Annotated in this window: 13 protein-coding genes; 8 read left to right on the plus strand and 5 right to left on the minus strand. The window is 70.2% G+C overall.

Annotation, left to right across the window (positions count from 1 at the left end; genetic code table 11):
- The first annotated feature begins 112 nt into the window (after positions 1-112).
- Positions 113-1,693 carry an alkaline phosphatase family protein gene (locus OV079_RS38415; RefSeq protein ID WP_267774595.1) on the plus strand — a complete coding sequence of 527 codons (1,581 nt, stop codon included), beginning with the start codon at positions 113-115 and terminating at the stop codon, positions 1,691-1,693.
- A 10-nt stretch (positions 1,694-1,703) separates the two neighbouring features.
- Positions 1,704-2,843 carry an SMP-30/gluconolactonase/LRE family protein gene (locus tag OV079_RS38420; RefSeq protein ID WP_267774596.1) on the plus strand — a complete coding sequence of 380 codons (1,140 nt, stop codon included), beginning with the start codon at positions 1,704-1,706 and terminating at the stop codon, positions 2,841-2,843.
- A 67-nt stretch (positions 2,844-2,910) separates the two neighbouring features.
- Here OV079_RS38420 and OV079_RS38425 read toward each other — a convergent pair whose 3' ends face one another.
- Positions 2,911-3,699: an energy transducer TonB gene (locus OV079_RS38425; protein WP_267774597.1), complete on the minus strand. Its 789-nt coding sequence runs from the start codon at positions 3,697-3,699 to the stop codon at positions 2,911-2,913.
- 596 nt (positions 3,700-4,295) lie between these two features.
- Here OV079_RS38425 and OV079_RS38430 point away from each other — a divergent pair.
- The 4 genes from OV079_RS38430 to OV079_RS38445 all read left to right on the plus strand — a co-directional run bounded on the left by OV079_RS38430 (position 4,296) and on the right by OV079_RS38445 (position 8,379).
- Complete coding sequence (locus OV079_RS38430; RefSeq protein ID WP_267774598.1) at positions 4,296-5,468, plus strand: hypothetical protein; 1,173 nt, start codon at positions 4,296-4,298, stop codon at positions 5,466-5,468.
- Between the two features lie 138 nt (positions 5,469-5,606).
- Complete coding sequence (locus OV079_RS38435; protein WP_267742522.1) at positions 5,607-5,891, plus strand: hypothetical protein; 285 nt, start codon at positions 5,607-5,609, stop codon at positions 5,889-5,891.
- A 287-nt stretch (positions 5,892-6,178) separates the two neighbouring features.
- Positions 6,179-7,798, plus strand: coding sequence for a sensor histidine kinase (locus OV079_RS38440; protein ID WP_267774599.1), 1,620 nt, complete (start codon positions 6,179-6,181; stop codon positions 7,796-7,798).
- A 38-nt stretch (positions 7,799-7,836) separates the two neighbouring features.
- A complete protein-coding gene (locus tag OV079_RS38445; protein WP_267774600.1) occupies positions 7,837-8,379 on the plus strand; it encodes a hypothetical protein in 543 nt (180 codons plus the stop codon).
- A 433-nt stretch (positions 8,380-8,812) separates the two neighbouring features.
- Here the strand turns inward: OV079_RS38445 and OV079_RS38450 are convergent, their stop codons facing one another.
- The 4 genes from OV079_RS38450 to OV079_RS38465 all read right to left on the minus strand — a co-directional run bounded on the left by OV079_RS38450 (position 8,813) and on the right by OV079_RS38465 (position 14,190).
- Positions 8,813-10,219, minus strand: coding sequence for an AI-2E family transporter (locus tag OV079_RS38450; protein ID WP_267774602.1), 1,407 nt, complete (start codon positions 10,217-10,219; stop codon positions 8,813-8,815).
- A gap of 169 nt (positions 10,220-10,388) precedes the next feature.
- Positions 10,389-11,063, minus strand: coding sequence for an acetyl-CoA carboxylase biotin carboxyl carrier protein (locus tag OV079_RS38455; protein WP_267774604.1), 675 nt, complete (start codon positions 11,061-11,063; stop codon positions 10,389-10,391).
- Position 11,064: 1 nt separating this feature from the next.
- A complete protein-coding gene (locus tag OV079_RS38460) occupies positions 11,065-12,795 on the minus strand; it encodes an acyl-CoA carboxylase subunit beta (RefSeq protein ID WP_267774605.1) in 1,731 nt (576 codons plus the stop codon).
- A 30-nt stretch (positions 12,796-12,825) separates the two neighbouring features.
- Entirely contained in the window at positions 12,826-14,190 is a 1,365-nt protein-coding gene (locus OV079_RS38465) for an acetyl-CoA carboxylase biotin carboxylase subunit (protein ID WP_267774606.1), read from the minus strand.
- 311 nt (positions 14,191-14,501) lie between these two features.
- On the opposite strand from OV079_RS38465, the gene OV079_RS38470 reads away from it, so the two are divergent.
- Together OV079_RS38470 and OV079_RS59300 are read left to right on the plus strand one after the other, a co-directional pair.
- Positions 14,502-16,661 carry a serine/threonine-protein kinase gene (locus OV079_RS38470; RefSeq protein ID WP_267774607.1) on the plus strand — a complete coding sequence of 720 codons (2,160 nt, stop codon included), beginning with the start codon at positions 14,502-14,504 and terminating at the stop codon, positions 16,659-16,661.
- The gene (locus OV079_RS59300; protein ID WP_420829571.1) at positions 16,628-16,897 is read left to right on the plus strand and encodes a hypothetical protein; all 270 of its coding nucleotides are present in this window, start codon (positions 16,628-16,630) and stop codon (positions 16,895-16,897) included. The genes OV079_RS38470 and OV079_RS59300 overlap by 34 nt, the downstream gene beginning before the upstream one ends.
- Positions 16,898-16,974 lie beyond the last annotated feature (77 nt).

Consider the following 16,974-nt stretch of genomic DNA (forward strand, 5'->3'; position numbering starts at 1 on the left):
TCTCGTGGACTCTTGCCCTCGGCCTGGCCGCGGCTTGCACGCGCGAGTCCGGCGGCCACTCGACGGTCTACACGCCCGAGGTCCCCGAGGCTGCAGTGCGCGGCCGCGCCTGGTGGTCCTCCTGGTCGTCGACCAGATGCGCGCCGACTACCTGTCGCGCTACGCCGACCTCTATACCGGCGGCCTGGCCCGGTTGCGCCAGCAGGGCGCCCTGTTCGAGGAGGCGCACATCCAGCACGCGCTGACGTTCACCGCCCCCGGCCACGCCAGCGCGTCGACCGCGACCCACCCGAGCCACCACGGCGTCATCGAGAACGAGTGGTACGACCGCTCGATCCGCAAGAAGGCCTACGCCGCCGACGACAAGGACGCCCGCATCGTCGTGTCGGGCCAGCGCGCCGGCTCGCCCGACGGCCGCTCGCCCGAGCAGCTGATGCGCCCGGCGATCGGTGACTGGCTCAAGGAACAGGTCCCGAAGGCCAGGGTGTTCGCGGTCGCCTTCAAGGACCGCGCGAGCGTGATGATGGGCGGCCAGCACCCCGACCGCGCCTTCTGGTTCGACGCCGCGGCCGCCGGCTACGTGTCGTCGAGCTGGTACGGCGAGGCGCTGCCGGCGTGGGTCGCCGACTTCAACGGCGAGACGAACGTGTTCCGCCGCTTCGCCGAGGGCTGGCAGCGGCTGCGCGACCCGGCGACCTACTCGCGCTCGGGCGCCGACAAGGCCGATTTCGAGGCCGACGGCGTCCACTCCGAGCTGCCGCACGAGTTCGACGATGGCTCCCCGCAGGCGCGCGAAACCTTCCTCAAGGAGCTGCAGTGGACCCCGTTCGGCGACGAGCTGACGCTGGCGTTCGCCCAGCGCATGATGAAGGAGGAGCAGCTCGGCGCCGACGCCGACCCCGACATCCTGCTGGTCAGCTGCTCGAGCGCCGACTACGTCGGTCACCGCTACGGGCCGATGAGCCACGAGGCCCAGGACTACTACATGCGCCTCGACGGCTACCTCGACGTGTTCCTGCGCGAGCTCGACACCCAGGTCGGCGCCGGCAACTACGTCCTCGCCCTCACCGCCGATCACGGCGCGATCCCGATCCCCGAGCTCCTCAAACAGACCGGTCAGCAGAAGGACGCGCGTCGCGTGGTCATGGCCGACTACAAGACGCAGGTCACCGAGAAGGTCGGGCTCGCGACGAAGGCGCTGAACCTGCCGCCGGAGACCTTGCTCGACATCGGCGAGACGGGCGTATGGCTCGACGTCGCCGCGGCGGAGGCCAAGGGAGTCAAGCCCGAGCAGCTGCGCGCGGCCGTCGGCAAGGAGCTGGCGAAGCTCGACTTCGTGGCCGAGGTGTTCACCGCCGACGTGCTGTCGGGCACGGCCCCCGACACCGGCGCGTCCGAGTTCCTCGAACGCTACCGCCGCAGCTTCTTCTCCGCGCGCAGCCCCGACGTGACCCTGCGCTTCAAGGAGTGGACGCTGGCCGCGAGCTTCCCGAGCGGCACGAGCCACGGCTCGCCGTACCGCTACGACACGCACGTGCCGGTGCTGTTCTTCGGCGCGAAGGTGGTGGCGAAGACGCTCGCCGAGCCGGTCGGGACCGTCGACGTCGCGCCGACGCTGGCCGAATTCCTCGGTATCAAGCCGCCGGAGCAGATCGACGGACGCAGCCTGGCGAGCCTGGTCACGACGCGATAGCGTGCGGCCCATGGCCTCGCGCGCACCTACTCTTGCGATCCTCCTGACCCTCGCTCCGCTCTCTCCCGCCTGCGGAGACTCCGGCGGCCAGACCACCGCCGACACGACCTCGACGAGCGACGCGACCACGACGGACGCGACCTCGACGACGAGCGACACGACCTCGACCGCCGAACCGACCACCGGCACCTCGGAGCCGTCGACGACCACCGGCGAGCCGCCGACGACGTCGCTGACCAGCACCGATGCGACCACGTCGACGTCGACCACCGAACCGGTGACGTCGACGAGCACCGACGGGACCACCGGCGACGACCTCGACTGCGTGACGATCGCGCCCGGGCCGTTCACGCCCGAGCTGATCGCCGGCGGCTTCGACGGCAGCGAGGACCTCGGCTTCGACGGCCAGGGCGGGCTCGCCCTCAAGCGCGGCGACACCGTGGTGATCGTCACCGGCGAGATGCTGGAGACGGACCTCGCCGGCGGCTTCCCGCAGGTCTACGGCACCCGCTTCGCGACCACGGGCGAGTTGCTGGTCGCGCTGCCGCAGTCGGGCGATCTGCAGGCGATCGCGGGCGACGGCGCCGTCACCGATCTCGCAGGCGGGCTCGTCAGCCCCAACGGCCTCTACGTCGACCCGGCGGGTCGCGTGTGGCTCACCGAGTTCGGCGGCAGCCGGGTCGTCCGCTTCGACGCGCAGTTCAACAAGACCACGGTGTACGAGGGTCCGATGGCCGCGTCCGCCAACGGGGTGGTGCTCGACGAGGCGCGCAGCCTGCTGTTCTTCACCAACTACGGCGCCGGGCGGGTGCTCAAGCTCGCGGTCGACGACCTCGGCGAGGCGGTCGGCGAGCCGAGCGAGGTCCTCACGGTCCCGGGCGCTCGCCTCGACGGCCTGGTGCTCGATCAGTGCGGCAACATCTACGCGGTCGACCAGGGCGGCAGCCGCCTGTTCCGCGGGATCCTCGACACCGAGGCCGCGCTCGTCGGCCAGCCCGAGCTGCTGGCCGAGTTCGACAGCAACGTCGCCAACGCCCAGTTCGGCTGGGGCGTCGGCTGGGACCCCGAGAGCCTGTACCTCTCGGGCAACCCCGGCGACCTCTACCGCCTGCCGGTCGGCATCACCGGCGCCCCCATCGGCCTGCCCTGAAGGGCATGCTCTAAAGAACATGCATGAGAGGGCATGTCCATGAGGGCATGCCCTGCGGGACACATGCCTATTTGAAGGTGATGCGGAACACCTGCGAGGTGCAGGTCTTGACCGCCTTGCCCTCGACCATGAACGGGCGGAACCGCCAGGTCTTGATGGTCGAGCGGATCACCTCGTCCACGCCCGGGTCGCCGGGGAACGCCTTGAGGGTGCGGATCTCCGTGGTGCGGCCGGTGGCGTCGACGCAGAACGAGGTCTCGTTCTCGCCCGGCCGCTTGTCGAACATGCCGGCGCGGGTGGCCGCGAGCCGCTGCTGGTCGGGGTTCGGGGTGTAGACGCCCTGCGCGCGCACGACCGCGAGCGGCACCGGGGCTCGTTGCTCACTCTTCGGCTGGCGCGGGGCGGCCAGCGTCGGGGCGTTGAAGCCGGGCGGCAGACCGGTGACGCCGGGGATCCCCGTGCGCACGCCCGGCACGCCGATCGGCGCCGTGCCGGTGGCCGTGGGCGCGCCGTTGCCCACCGGACCGGGGCGCGGCTTGGGCGGCGGGAGCAGCTCGGTGAAGTCTTCGGGTGGCTCGTCGTCGGGCTTCGGCTCCTCCGGAACCACCTTGTCCTCCGGTTCGGTGCGCGCCGGCGCGGGCGGCAGCGGAGGCGGCGGCAGCGGGGTGTCGAGCGACATCTGCACGAGCACGAAGCTGGCGTTCGGCGGCGCGACCTGGGCGATCTGCAGCTTGCCCATGAGCCAGGTGAAGCCGAGCGCCCCGACGGTGGACAGCGCCGCGAGGTGGGCCGCCACCAGCAAGCGCAGACGACGACGACGATCCGGGGCGTGCTGATCCAGATAGTGCTCGAACATGGTCTCACGTTAACGGCACGAGACCTCGCACGGACCGGACGCGCTTCGGAACCAGACGTCGTCACGCGAGGAGCTCGCGGAGAGACGTCGCGCGGACTTCGAGAGCCTGTCGTCGATATTCACTCGCGACATCCGACCTCGAGCGGACTCCGCTCGACGACCCGCAAGCAATGCGAGCGTCGCAGACGAAGATGGGACTCGCACTGCCTGCGGCTCGTCGCGGTCGAGCTCGAGCGCGATGCGGCGCGAGCTGGTTTCAGCACCGGCGCCGCTCGAGGAGGGCCGAGCGCGAGCTCGAACATGGCGGAGGAGGCGACTCGTGCGAAGAGTTCGGTCGTTGCTGGCGAAGCGCGGGCCGTCGAGCTGCAGCGCCGATGCGAGCGAAGGTCACGACCCGACGAGAATGATCATTCGCCCTGCTGCCGATGGGTTCGCTGTGCCATCCTCGGGCCGTGAGCGAGCGACACCATCACGTAGAGCACGCCGGTGGCCATCAGCAGCCGCCCCCCGTCGCCGCCGCACAGGAGTCCCAGGAGCAGCACCGGCGGACCCAGCGTCGCAGCCGGGGCGGGCAGCGCCTGACACCACTCGAGCGCGTGGTCCGGGGCGTGCAAGTTTGCTGGTCGTTCATCGTGCTCGTGTTCGCCGGCGGCTTCCTCATCGTCGGGCCGTGGTGGGCGTTGAGAGGGATCCCCGCCATGGCCGTGGTGCTCGTGGCGATCGGCCTGTGGTTCGACCTCGCGGCGCTCGCAAACCTGCTCGAGTGGGCGCCCGCGTGGGTGCGACGGGCGGCGGTGCGACTGGCGGTGGCCTCGCACCTGATCGTCGGTGGTTGGGGCGTGGTCGAGTGGTTGCGGCCCATCGATCCGGCGTGGACTCCGCTGGCGGGCAGCGCCGACTGGTCGGACCCGCTGCTCGTCTTCTCGCAGGTCGACGGCTTCGTCGTGCAGAGCGGCGGGGGTCGCGTGCGGGCGTGGACCGGCGATGACTGGCGCGACCTCGGTGAGCCGCCCGGCGGGCGCGCCTGGGAATTTCACGCCGCGCCCGACGGCGCGCTGTGGACGGCGCCGACCGGGGTGGCGCGGCTCGACCGGCGCGACCCGGTCACCGGGCAGTGGCGCTCGATCGGCCGGCCGGCCGGTCAACTGAAGTCGCTGGCTGTCGACAGCGGCGAGCTCCTGGTGACCGTCGACGGTGCGTTGCATCGTCTCGACATGGCGAAAGGGACATGGTCGAAAGAGCAGCTTGCGGGTCGGGTGGAGCAGGTCGCGCTCGGCGGCGGCTCCGCAGCGGCGCTCGGGTGGTCATGGTGGTCGCGCGATGGTGCCGTGGCGTGGGTCGATCGCACGCCGCCCGAGCGCGGGGACGGGTGGTTCTATCCGGCTGTCGGCGGCGGGTGGCGCTACGCGTGGCACAGCGGCATCTGGTCGAGCGATCTCCATGTCGCACCGCCTGGCCGGTCGTTCGAGCCGAGGACGCCGCCGGCGCCGGACTTGCGGGTGATGGTGCCCGACCCGGACGACGGGGCCCGGGTGATCGCCGGGTCGTGGGGACAGGGTGTTTGGGGCAGCGACGACGGCGGCGCGACGTGGACGCCGCTGGGGCTGACGCGGGTCCAGGTGCGCTCTCTGGCCGTCGATTGGCGCCGCGGTGTCGTCTGCGCCGCGTCTTCGAACACGATCTGGGACCGCGGAGTGTTCTGCCGCGAACTCCCACACGGACAACCGTCCGGCGGTTCAGAGGCGGCAGCAGCGACGGGAAGTCCCTGACGACCGGGGCGCGGAGCCCGGCTTTTGCGATCTGGGATACACAGTTTTCCCACCTCGACTCGCGTCGATGGATGGATCGCGCGTTCCAGCCCATAGTACTCTGAAGTCCCCCTGGCGGAACACCTGGAGTTCGGTGTCGTGATCGCTAACAGTCCTCGCCGTTACACGCATCTGGTCAACCTGATCGCGCAACGCAGCAGTGCATTGCTTACGCGCGATCCCAACTGCTCGCACGACTACATGACGTGGGTGCGCTCGCTCGAGCAGACCTTCGGGGTCAGCATCGAGGTGCAGACCGTCATGGACCCGGAAGGTCGACCCTCGGCGATCGGCGGCACGATCTGCGAGAGCGAGCGGCCCGACTGTCGCTTCATCTTTCAGGTCGACGGCGAAGAGACCCGCTGCGCGCTCCGCTACACGTAGCGACCGCCCGTCGTTTTTCGCATGGCGCATGGGCCATGTGACCTCGTGACGTAGGGTCGCACGCGTGACGACGGAGGCCGAGAACGCGGCCCAGAACATCGAAGGCGAGCCCGAGCGGCACAGCTCGCATGCGGGCGGATCTGCGCGAGCACGGGGCCGTCCGGCGGGTCCGGCGGGGCGTGCCCGTCGAACAGTTGATACGCCCGCGCCGATGGTCTAGGCTGCCATTCTAGCTACAGGACGCGCTCCGAGCCCGCGGACGCGTCATCTACCTAGCCCTTCGAGTCATGATCCGGAAGTCGCCCACGCCGCTCGCGTTGCCCGAGATCGTCCGGATCGTCGGAGCCGACGCGGCCTACCTGTACTTCTACTCGGAGAGCACCGAGCGGCTGCACCTCAAGTCGGCGCGCGACGCCGAGGGCAAAGAGGCCGACCTCGCGCTGGCGAGCGCGGCGGTGCTCGAGCGGGTGCGCCTCAGCCGGGAGCCGTTCGCCGTCTCGGGCGACGCCGCCGGCGCCGAGCAGCTCGACGGCAGCCCGCTGCCGCCGCGGCACATGCTGGCCGCGCCGCTGCTGCTGGGCCACCGCTTCTTCGGCGTCATCTACCTCGACCGGCCGCTCACGCGCGGGCCGTTCACGCAGGACGATGTCGACATCCTGCTGGCGATCGCCGACCACCTGGCGCTCGCGCTCGAGACGGCTCACACCGAGCGGCTCGAGCTCGAGCGCAACACGCTCGAGCGCCGCGCGCGTCGCCTGGCCCGCTCCAACGAAGAGGCCCTCGACGCCTCGCGGGCCAAGAGCGCCTTCATCGCCCACATGAGCCACGAGCTGCGCACCCCGCTGTCGGCCATCATCGGCTACAGCGAGCTGCTCGAGGACGAGTTCAACGATGTCGTCCAGGCGGGGAGCTTCATCCCCGACATGCAGAAGATCCAGGCGGCCGCCAAGCACCTGCTGTCGCTGATCAACAACATGCTCGATCTGTCGAAGATCGAGGCCGGCAAGATGGAGCTCTTCCTCGAGGAGTTCGAGCTCGGAGAGGTCATCGACGAGGTGTCGATGACCGCGCGCCCGCTCATCGAGAAGAACCGCAACACCTTCGCGTCCCGCTGCGAGGAGGCCCTCGGCCCGGTCCGCCTCGACCGCGTCAAGGTCCGCCAGGTCCTGCTCAACCTCCTCAGCAACGCCGCCAAGTTCACCAGCAGCGGCGAGGTCGTCCTGGCCGCCCACCGGACCGCCACCGACCACGGCGAGCAGCTCGTCTTCACGGTGTCCGACTCCGGGATCGGCATGTCGCCGAGCCAGATCAAGCGCATCTTCCAGGAGTTCGCGCAGGGCAGCGCCGCCACCACCCGCCGCTACGGCGGCACCGGCCTCGGCCTCGCCATCAGCCGCAACTTCTGCCACCTCATGCGCGGCGACATCGAGGTCGAGAGCGCGCTCGGCCGCGGCACCACCTTCACGGTGCGCCTGCCCGTCCGCCTCGCCGAGGCCGACCTCGAGCCCCCGTGGAGGTGGAGGCCGCCACCAGCATGGACGGCGAAGAAGAGTCGATCGAGGAGAGCCCCGCGCGTTCGGGAGTCTACCCCTGGACCGTGTGAGCCCGTCGCCTCCGGACGGCCGCCGACCGCTTTCGTGGTCCCGGTAGCCACGTTCGCGGTCGCGTTCACGGCGGCCGTGAAGTCGTGTTCGCGTCCGTGGCCGGAGACGCAGGACGCCGCCGCGGTCGTCACTCGCGCCCGACGCCCGCGGCGAGGACGGCCCCCGCTAGCGAGCGTCGGAGACGTCCGATCGACGAGCGCCGCACCGCGAGAGCGACGGCGCGCGCGTCGTCCGTCGCCGCGTGCTCTGGTCCAGATCGACAACGTCGTCGCGCTCCGTGGCAAACTGCTCCGGTCACAGTAGCCCCTCGAAAGAACGAGCGGGCCTGGGGAGGAGGAGCGATGGCTACGTCATATCGGAAGAAGGCAACGAAGAAGACCGCAAGCAAGAAGACGGCGAAGAAGGCGGCGCCCAAGAAGGCGGCGAAGAAGGCCGTGGCGAAGAAGCCGGCGGCGAAGAAGCCGGCCGCGAAGAAGACCGCCGCGAAGAAGACCGCGGTCAAGAAGACCACCGCGAAGAAGGCGACGGCGAAGAAGACGGCGAGCAAGCGCCCGCCGCAGGACACCGCGCCGGTGACCGCCGTGACCGCGAGCAACGAGGGCGACGGCGGCGGAGCAGCGGCGGCCGAGACCTCGAGCGGCAGCTCCGACTCGGAGGAGGAATCAGCCGGCGACGCCGAGGATGACTTATCGGACATGTCCGAAGAGACCGGGCCATCGGAGCTGGAGATCAGCCGGCGCCTCAGCGCCGACCTCGATGCGACCGCCGAGACCGACGACGAAGACGAGCACCCCGCCGAGCTGGCGAACGCGCCGGCCTCGGCGGCCCCGCTGGACGACGACGTGCTGTCCCGGCTCGGCGACGACGACGACGACCTCGATTGAGCCCACCGCGCGTCCCTGACCGCCGGACGACGCGCCCGCAGGCCCGGCGACGACGACTCGACCGGGCGCGCCGCGCATCCCGGCGCCGCCGGACGTTCTCTGGCTCGGCGACGACCTCGAACTCGCCGCGCATCCCGGACGCCGACACGTCGTCCCGGCGACGACCTCGAGCAGCGATCGCTCGCCGCGCTCGTTGCTTCTACAAGGGTCGGAGCAGTTCCGCGCGCATAACGCGCGCTAACAGATCTTGCGACGACCCTTCGTTCTGTTACAACTGGGAGTCATGGACGTTACGCGTACTCGAGATTTCCCGATGCTGTTCGAAGAAATCTCCCCCAGGGCCCGCTCGCCCTGGCGCGGTTGCGCAGGCTCAGAAGTGACCTCTGCTGCCTTTTCGCGGCGGGTGGCGTGATCAGCGCGGTCGTCCGCCTGGTCATGATGGGCTGAGCGAAGGTGACAGTCTCGCGACGTGCAGGTCACGTCGCGGCGCGCGAATCCGCGCGCGAAGGTCCCGCCAAAAATCCGTGATCCGTTGAGGACCGAGGCGACGCTCATTCATCGAGTCATCGGTCTGTGTCCTCGACCGGTCACGGCGCACCTGGGCCTTGGTGTCCAGGGTTCGGGTCCAAGTGCGCCGTGGCCGGTCGCAATCTTTTAAAGAAGAAAAGGACCCGAGGCCGGCGTCGCTGTCACTTGCCCTGGTCGGGCGGTGAGACGACGGGCGGGAGCACCGGCGGCAGCGGCAGGTCCGGCGGCGGAATCGTCGGCCGTCCCCCTTGAGCGACGTGTCGGGGTGGAGGAAGGCGTCGAACAGCGCCAGCGCGATGGCGAGGATCACAGGGCCGAGGAACAGGCCGACGATCCCCCACAGCTGCAGCCCGCCGAGCACGGCGAAGAAGATGAACAGCTCGTGCAGCTTGGCCTTCTCGCCGACCAGCTTCGGGCGCATGAAGTTGTCGACCAGGCCGATCACGATCGTGCCCCACAGCGACAGGCCGATGGCCGCGCCCCATGAGCCGGTGATGGCGAGGTAGATCGCCGCCGGCACCCACACCACGAACGAGCCCGCCAGCGGGATCAGCGACATGAAGGTCATCACCAGGCCCCACACCACCGCGGAGGGCAGGCCGATGAACCAGAAGGCGATGCCGCCGAGCGTGCCCTGGATGATCGCGATCACGAACACGCCGTAGACGCTGGCGCTGATGACCTCGCGGACGCGGACGATCATCTGGTTCATGGTCTTCCCGCGCAGCGGCAGCGCGTTGGCCAGGGCGGCCCACAGCTTCGCCCCGTCGCGGAACAGATAGAACATGGTGAAGAAGACGAAGAAGGCCTCGATGATGACGCCCGCGATGCCGCCGAGGATCCCGCGCACGTAGCCGATCGAGTTCGTGGTCACCTCGCCCATCGCCGCCTGGGCCTGCTCGATCGCCTGCTGCTTCGCCGCCTCGATGTCGATGCCGTGCTCCGACAGCCACTGCGTCAGCTTGCCGATCACCGGCGAGTTCGGGTCGAGCAGGCTCGAGATCATGGCCTGCAAGGTCTCGAAGGCCGGCGCGAGCTCGCGGACGAGGGCCAGGCCGATGAGGGCCGTCGGCACGCCGATCGTCAGCACGACGGCGAAGCAGGACACCAGGGCGGCGATGTCCGGGTTCTTGATGCGCTGACAGATCCGCCGGTGAACCGGGCCGAAGGCGGAGGTGAGGACGAGGCCCCACAGCAGCACCCGGACGAAGGGCTGCAGCATCAGCCAGCAGAGGTAGAAGGCGAGCGCGACTCCGCTCAGGAGGATGAGCCAGCGGACCTTCTCGCGCTTGTCTTCGGCTCGTTCGTCCACGGATTACCTCTTCAGCGGGGGTCAGAAAAAACGCATCGACCTGTCATCCAAATCGGTCGGACAGGCACTTCATGATCACGCGGGTTCGCTGGTCCGCAGTCAGCGGATCCGTCGCCAACTGAGGCCGTCCCCCCTCAACGCTATCTAAGTCGACCCCCACCTGCTATCGCTATGCCGGGTGGGGTTTCGTATTTTGGTCGTCCGCGGCGTCGACCGGCTCGACCTCGAGGAGCGGGTCGCCCTGCGCGACATCCGACTCGTCGGCCTGGCAGATCCGGACTACCCGGGCGCGTGACGGCAAGGCGTCCCCGCCGTACAGCACGCGGCTGAAGGTCTTCATGACCTCGATGAGGCCGACGGTCTGCCCGGGCTCGAGCACGGCGCCGACGCTGACGAAGGCCGGTTTGCCCGGACCGGAGCGGACGTAGAAGCGGCCGCTGGTCGGGGCCCGCAGGACCGCTCCACCGCTGACGCCGGGACCGGCGGCCGGGCCGGACTGGTTGGCGGCCGACTCGCTGCGGGTGGCGCTCGGGTCGAGGACGAGCAGCAGGTCGTCGAAGCCGACCGCGCGACGGGCGGGCGCGGAGGTGCGGGGCGCGTCCTCGGGGGCGACCACGAGGCCGCCGGCGCCGACGGGCGCGAGGACGTGGTGGACGACGCCGAGGATCTCGAGCGCACCGATCGCCTGATCGGGCCCGACGAGCATGCCGGGGTCGGGCGCGCCGCGGAACATGCCGACGCCGGGCGCGAGCAGGCGCTGACGACCGTCGGGCCCGGCGGCCAGGCGCGCGCGGAGCACCGGCGGAGTGAGGCGAGCGTCGAGGACGAAATTCTTCACGGGCATGTCAGCGGATCCCTCCGGTAAGCACCGCGAGGTCGTGCATGGTCCAGATCCGCGGGTTCTTGACCCGCCGGTATCCTGTGTACTGGTAGCTCATCTCGACGAGCGCGCAAAGGTAACTGCGGAGCTCGCGGACGCCGACGATCTCGTCGGTGTCCATCTGCCGGGCCGCGACGTACGGGTCCATGTCGGCCTCGATGCGCTGCTCGACCGAGCGCATGCCGGTCTCGATGGCGCGCCGCTCGTCGGGATCCTTGGCGAGGATCTCGAAGTTGTCGTCGAGCTTGGTGTTGTAGGTGGCGATCGCCAGCGTCCGACCCTCCATCACCGACAGCCGCGTGAGGCAGGTGGAGAGCTGCACCACCGGGTCGTAGGGCAGGCCGGCCATGGCGTAGTAACCGGCGCCGGAGGCCTTGCGCAGCAGCACCGTGAACATCGGCGTGGTGTTGGTGCTGTTGGTGTAGATGAGGTTCGACCCATAGGCGAGCAGGCCCTGGCGCTCGGCCTCGACGCCGATGTCGAAGCCAGAGATGTCCTGCAACCAGATGATCGGCAAGCCGTCGCTGTCGCACGCGCGCGAGAAGGCGGAGATCTTGGCGATCCCGGCGCGGTAGAGGGTGCCTCCGGGCCTGCGCGCGCCGGGATGCTCGGGGTCGCCGACCAGGCCCTGGCGGTTGATGATGAAGCCGGCGTAAAGCCCGCCGATCCGGCCGACGCCGCAGATCATCTCCTCGCCGGCGTCGGGCATGAGCTCCCAGAACAGGCTCTGGTCGCACAGGCGCGCGAGCACCTGGTACGAGTCGTAGCTCTCGCGGTGGTCGACGGGCATGAGGCCGCACAGCTCGTGCGCGGGGAACAGCGGGTCGATCGCGCCCGCGTCGCCGCGGTAGAAGTCGGCGCCCGAGCTCGGCAGCTTGCGGACCTCGCGGCGCAGGCAGTCGATCAGGACCTCGTCGTTGGGCACGCGTCGGTCGGCGCAGCCGCTGAGGTGGACGTGCACCTCGGGGCCGCCGATGTCGAGGCTGGTCAGCTTCTGGCTCTTGGCGCCCTTGATCAGCGCGGCGCCGGCGATGACCATGTACGCCTGCTCGGTCATGTAGACGCGGTCGCTGATGATCGGCATGTAGCCGCCGCCGGCGATGCAGTCGCCGAACACGCCCGCGAGCTGCGGCACGCCACTCGCCGACAGCAGGCTGTTCATCTTGAAGATGTGGCCCGCTCCGGTGCCGCCTGGGAAGCTCTTCGACTGCTCGGGGAGGAACAGGCCGGAGCAGTCGACGAGGTAGATCGTCGGCAGACGAAGACGCAGCGCCATCGTCTGCGCCCGCTCGATCTTCTCCGGCGTGCGCGGCCACCACGAGCCCGACGCGACCGTGTTGTCGTTGGCGATGACCATGCACCACCGCCCCTCGACGCGGCAGAACGCGGTGACCACCCCGGCGGCCGGCGAGGTCAGCTTGTCGCCGAACACCAGGCCGTCGTTGACGAAGGTGCCGACCTCGAAGATCCGCGTGCCGGGGTCGATCAGCTGGGCGACGCGCTCGCGCGCGGTCAGCTTGCCCTTGGCGTGGACGCGGGCGACGTAGGTGTCACCCCAGCCGGCGTGGACGGCGGCGCGGCGCGAGGCGAGGGTGGCCTCGAGGTCGCCGAGCGCCTGGCGCTGCTCGTCGAAGGTGCGGGAGTCGGCGGCCTGCTCGCGCGGGGTGCCGATCGGGACCAAAGGGACATGTGCCATCGGTCAGGTTCCTGGGAGCGCGGGCGATCTTCAGATGCCGGGGATCGCGCGGGTGTCGTAGTGATTGCTGCGGAAGGCGGGGGAGCGGAGGATCTGCAGGTGCAGCGGGACGGTGGTCGGCACGCCCTCGCACACCAGCTCGCCGAGAGCGGCGATCATGCGGCCTATGGCCTCGTCGCGGGTGGCGCCGGCGGTGATGACCTTGCAGAGCAGGCTGTCGTAGTGCGGCGGGACCTCGTAGCCGCTGTCGACGTGGGTGTCGACGCGCACGCCCTCGCCGGTGGGGCTGTGCCAGCGCACGATCTTGCCGGGCGCGGGCTTGAAGTTGTTGGCCGGGTCCTCGGCGTTGATCCGGCACTCGATGGCGTGGCCGGTGAGGACGACGTCGGCTTGCCCGAAGGACAGGGGGTGGCCGGCGGCGACGCGGATCTGCTCGACCACGAGGTCGCGGCCGCTGCGGACCTCGCTCACGCTGTGCTCGACCTGCAGGCGCGTGTTCATCTCCATGAAGCGGAGGGTGCCCTGGTCGAGCAGGAACTCCATGGTGCCGGCGCCGACGTAGCCGATGCTGGCGGCGGCCCGCACGGCGGCGGCGAGGGTCCGCTCGCGCTCGTCCGGCGACAGCGACGGCGAGGGCGACTCCTCGAGCAGCTTCTGATGATTGCGCTGGACCGTGCAGTCGCGCTCGCCGAGGTGGACCACGTTGCCGTAGCGGTCGGCCATGATCTGGATCTCGACGTGGCGGCCGCCCTCGATCAGGCGCTCGAGGTAGAGGCGGCCGTCGCCGAAGGCGGCGATCGCCTCGGCCTGCGCGTCCGCGTAAGCCGACGCGACCTCGTCGGGGCCGCGGGCGATCCGCATGCCGCGACCGCCGCCGCCGCTCTCGGCCTTGAGGAGGATCGGGTAGCCGACGCGGTCGGCGACCTCGCGCGCCTGCTCGACGCTGTCGAGGATGCCGTCGCTGCCGGGGATCAGCGCCAGACCGGCGGCGCGCATGGCGGTCTTCGCCGGCGTCTTCTTGCCCATCAGGTGCATCGCGCGGGCGGGCGGGCCGATGAAGGTGACGCCGTGGGCCTCGCACAGCGCCGCGAACACGGGATTCTCCGAGAGAAATCCCCAGCCCGGATGCAGCGCGGTGCACTCGCTCTGGCGCGCGGCCTGGACGATCGCCTGCATATTCAAGTAACTCTGCGGCGAGCGTGCGGCGCCGATGCATACGGTTTCGCGCCCGCGCAGATAGCCGGCGTCGCGGTCTGCGGTCGAGGTGGCGAACACCGGCGTGATGCCGAGGAGGTCGCACGCCCTGGCGATCCGGACCGCGACTTCGCCCCGGTTGGCGACCATCAGCCGGCGAAACATCGGTACAGCGGGTGTGCCGCGGGTCTTGGCGCTCATGGAGGCGCCGAGGCTACCACCTTTTGCGCGGTACTGCCCCGCCGCTCGTCGCGCGCACGAGGTCGGTGCGCGCCGACGATCTCGGCGCGCGCTTTCCATTTATAATCGCCGGCGAGGTTCTCCTTATGGCGGACGAGGACAAGGGACGCGGTCAGAGCGACGACAAGGGGCGCACGGTCTTCGGCATCGGCTTGCCGGCGTCGGTCCAGGCGGCCACTCGCGCGGCTCCGGCCGTGTCGCCGCCCGCGCCCCCGGTCCCGAGGCCCGCGCCCCCGGTGAAAGTCCCCGCGAAGCCGGAGGACGAGGACACCATGCGAGACGTCCGGGACCTCACCCGTCCGGACGACAAGCGGGTCGCCGACGACAAGCGCACGATCGTCGCCAGGCCCGGGCAGATCTTCGGCTCCGCGGCCACGCCGGCCGCCGCGGAGCGGCCGGTGTCGGACCACACGATGCCCGACATCCGCGCGGTCACGGGCCAGAAGCGGGACACCGGCGAGTTCACGCCGCCCGCGATAGCGAACGCCGATACGCACCTCGAGCTGCGCACGCCGGTGAAACTCACGGCGGGCAAGGCGATCCCGGGCACCCGCTACAAGCTGCTCCGCTGGCTCGGCGAGGGCGGCATGGGCGTGGTTTATGAAGCCGAGCACATCGACATCGAGCGGCGGGTGGCGCTGAAGATCCTGCGCGCCGAGCTCAGCCTCCGCAGCGACACGGCCCAGGTGTTCCGCGACGAGGCGCGCGCGGCGACCCGCGCCGGCTCGAAGAACATCGTCGAGATCTTCGACTTCGGCGAGCTGCCCGACGGGCGCCTGTTCTTCTGCATGGAGCTGCTGAACGGCGTCGACCTCGCCAGCCTGGTCGAGACCGAGCTCGAGTTCGGCCGCCTCATCGCCGTGCTGCGCCAGGTGTGCCGGGGCCTCGGCATGGCCCACAAGGCCGGCATCGTCCACCGCGACATCAAGCCCGAGAACATCATCCTCGTGACGCACGAGGGCCGCCGCGACATGGCGAAGATCGTCGACTTCGGCGTGTCGGCGATGCTGTCCAACGACCGCGGCTCCGGCCCGATCGCCGGCACCCCGGCCTACATGCCGCCGGAGCAGATCAACAACACCGACTTCGACGGCCGCCTCGACATGTACGCGATCGGCTGCGTGATGTACGAGCTGCTGGTCGGCCACCCGCCGTTCGTCGACGACAACCTCGCCGAGGTGCTGCTGGCGCACATCAAGATCACGCCGCCGCTGCCGAGCCAGATCAAGCCGGAGCGCAACATCCCGAAGGCGCTCGAGGACGTGGTGATGCGCTGCCTGGCCAAGTCGCCGGCCGACCGCTACGCCAACATGGCCGAGCTCGAGGCGGCGCTGTGCGAGGCCCAGATCGCGGCCAGGATCACCACCGAGTGGGACGACCTGCCGCTGCCCGACATCGATCCGGAGCGGCGCGCTGCCTTGCTCGCGCGCATGCCGGGCTCGCAGTCCGAGCAGGCGGAGAAGCGGCGCTGGGTGCTGCCGGTGGTGGCGGCCGTGGGCGCGGCGGTGGTCACGGCGGTGGTGCTGATGCTGACCTCCGCGCCGGAGGTGACGCCGGAGGAGCAGGAGCAGATCGAGTCGCTGAGCCGGATCGCCCGCCAGGCGGCGAGCATCGGCCACTACGTCAACCTGCCGGAGGACGGCGGCCCGACGGCGCTGCTCAAGGTCAAGGAGCTCGAGGCGGTCGAGGGCAGCGGCGAGCGCATGGCCGACGAGCGCGGCGAAGAGCTGCGCAAGGAGTTCTCGAACCAGCTGCTGACGATCGGCGACAAGTTCTGGGACACCGACGGCACGCGCTCGCTGTCGCGGGACTACTACGCGTGGGCGCTGGCGTTCGACCCCAAGAGCGAGCGCGCGTTGACCCGCGCGGCCCGCTCGCAGGCGGAGATCGACGACTACGTCAAGCGCGCCGAGGCCGGTACGCTGAGCCCGGGCGAGAAGGCGAGCGGCGAGATCGCGGTGGCGATGATCCAGCCCGACGAGAAGAAGCGCGAGGCGGGCTTCAAAAAGGCGATCGCCAAGGCGCGGACCGACGCGCCGCTGTCGGCCCAGACGGCGATCCTCGAGGTCGCGCGCGGAGCCGGCGTGGCGGTCGAGCCCGAGGCGGCGGCGCCGAAGGAGACGGAGCCCGAGGCGGGGCCGCCGAAGCAGGTCGATGCGCCGGCGGAGCCGAGCGAGCTCGAGGTGGTCGAGACGCCGCCGGAGCCGACCGCGAAGCCGACGCCGAAGTCGGGCAAGGGCAGCAAGAAGAAGAGCGAGGCGGAGGACCCGGGCGACGACGAGCGCCCGACGCGCCGGTCAAGCGCGACCCGGCCAAGGCGACCGAGATCGCCGGCCAGGGCAAGGCGGCGCTGGCGTCCGGCCGCCGCGACGAGGCCGAGTCGCTGTTCAACCAGGCGATCAGCTACGACCGCCGCAACGCGGAGGCGCTGATCGGCCTGTCGGACATCTACTTCGACCGCGGCTCGGCCGACAAGGCCCAGCGCTTCGCCGAGAAGGCGGTCGCGGTGGCCCCCAACAACGGCACGTACCGGATCAAGCTCGGCGACGCTTATTACAATGCGCTCCGCTACCGCGACGCGCTGCTGCAGTACGAGAAGGCCCAGGAGCTCGGCGAGGCCAAGGCCGCCCAGCGCATCTCCAAGGTCAAGAGCAAGCTCGGCGGCTAGGCTGGCCCTCGGGGCATGCTCCGGACGACATGTCCCTGCGGGCATGTGCTTCGGAGCATGTTCTCGAAGGCATGCGA

This window comes from Nannocystis pusilla (assembly GCF_026626665.1).
Classification (GTDB): domain Bacteria; phylum Myxococcota_A; class Polyangia; order Nannocystales; family Nannocystaceae; genus Nannocystis; species Nannocystis pusilla.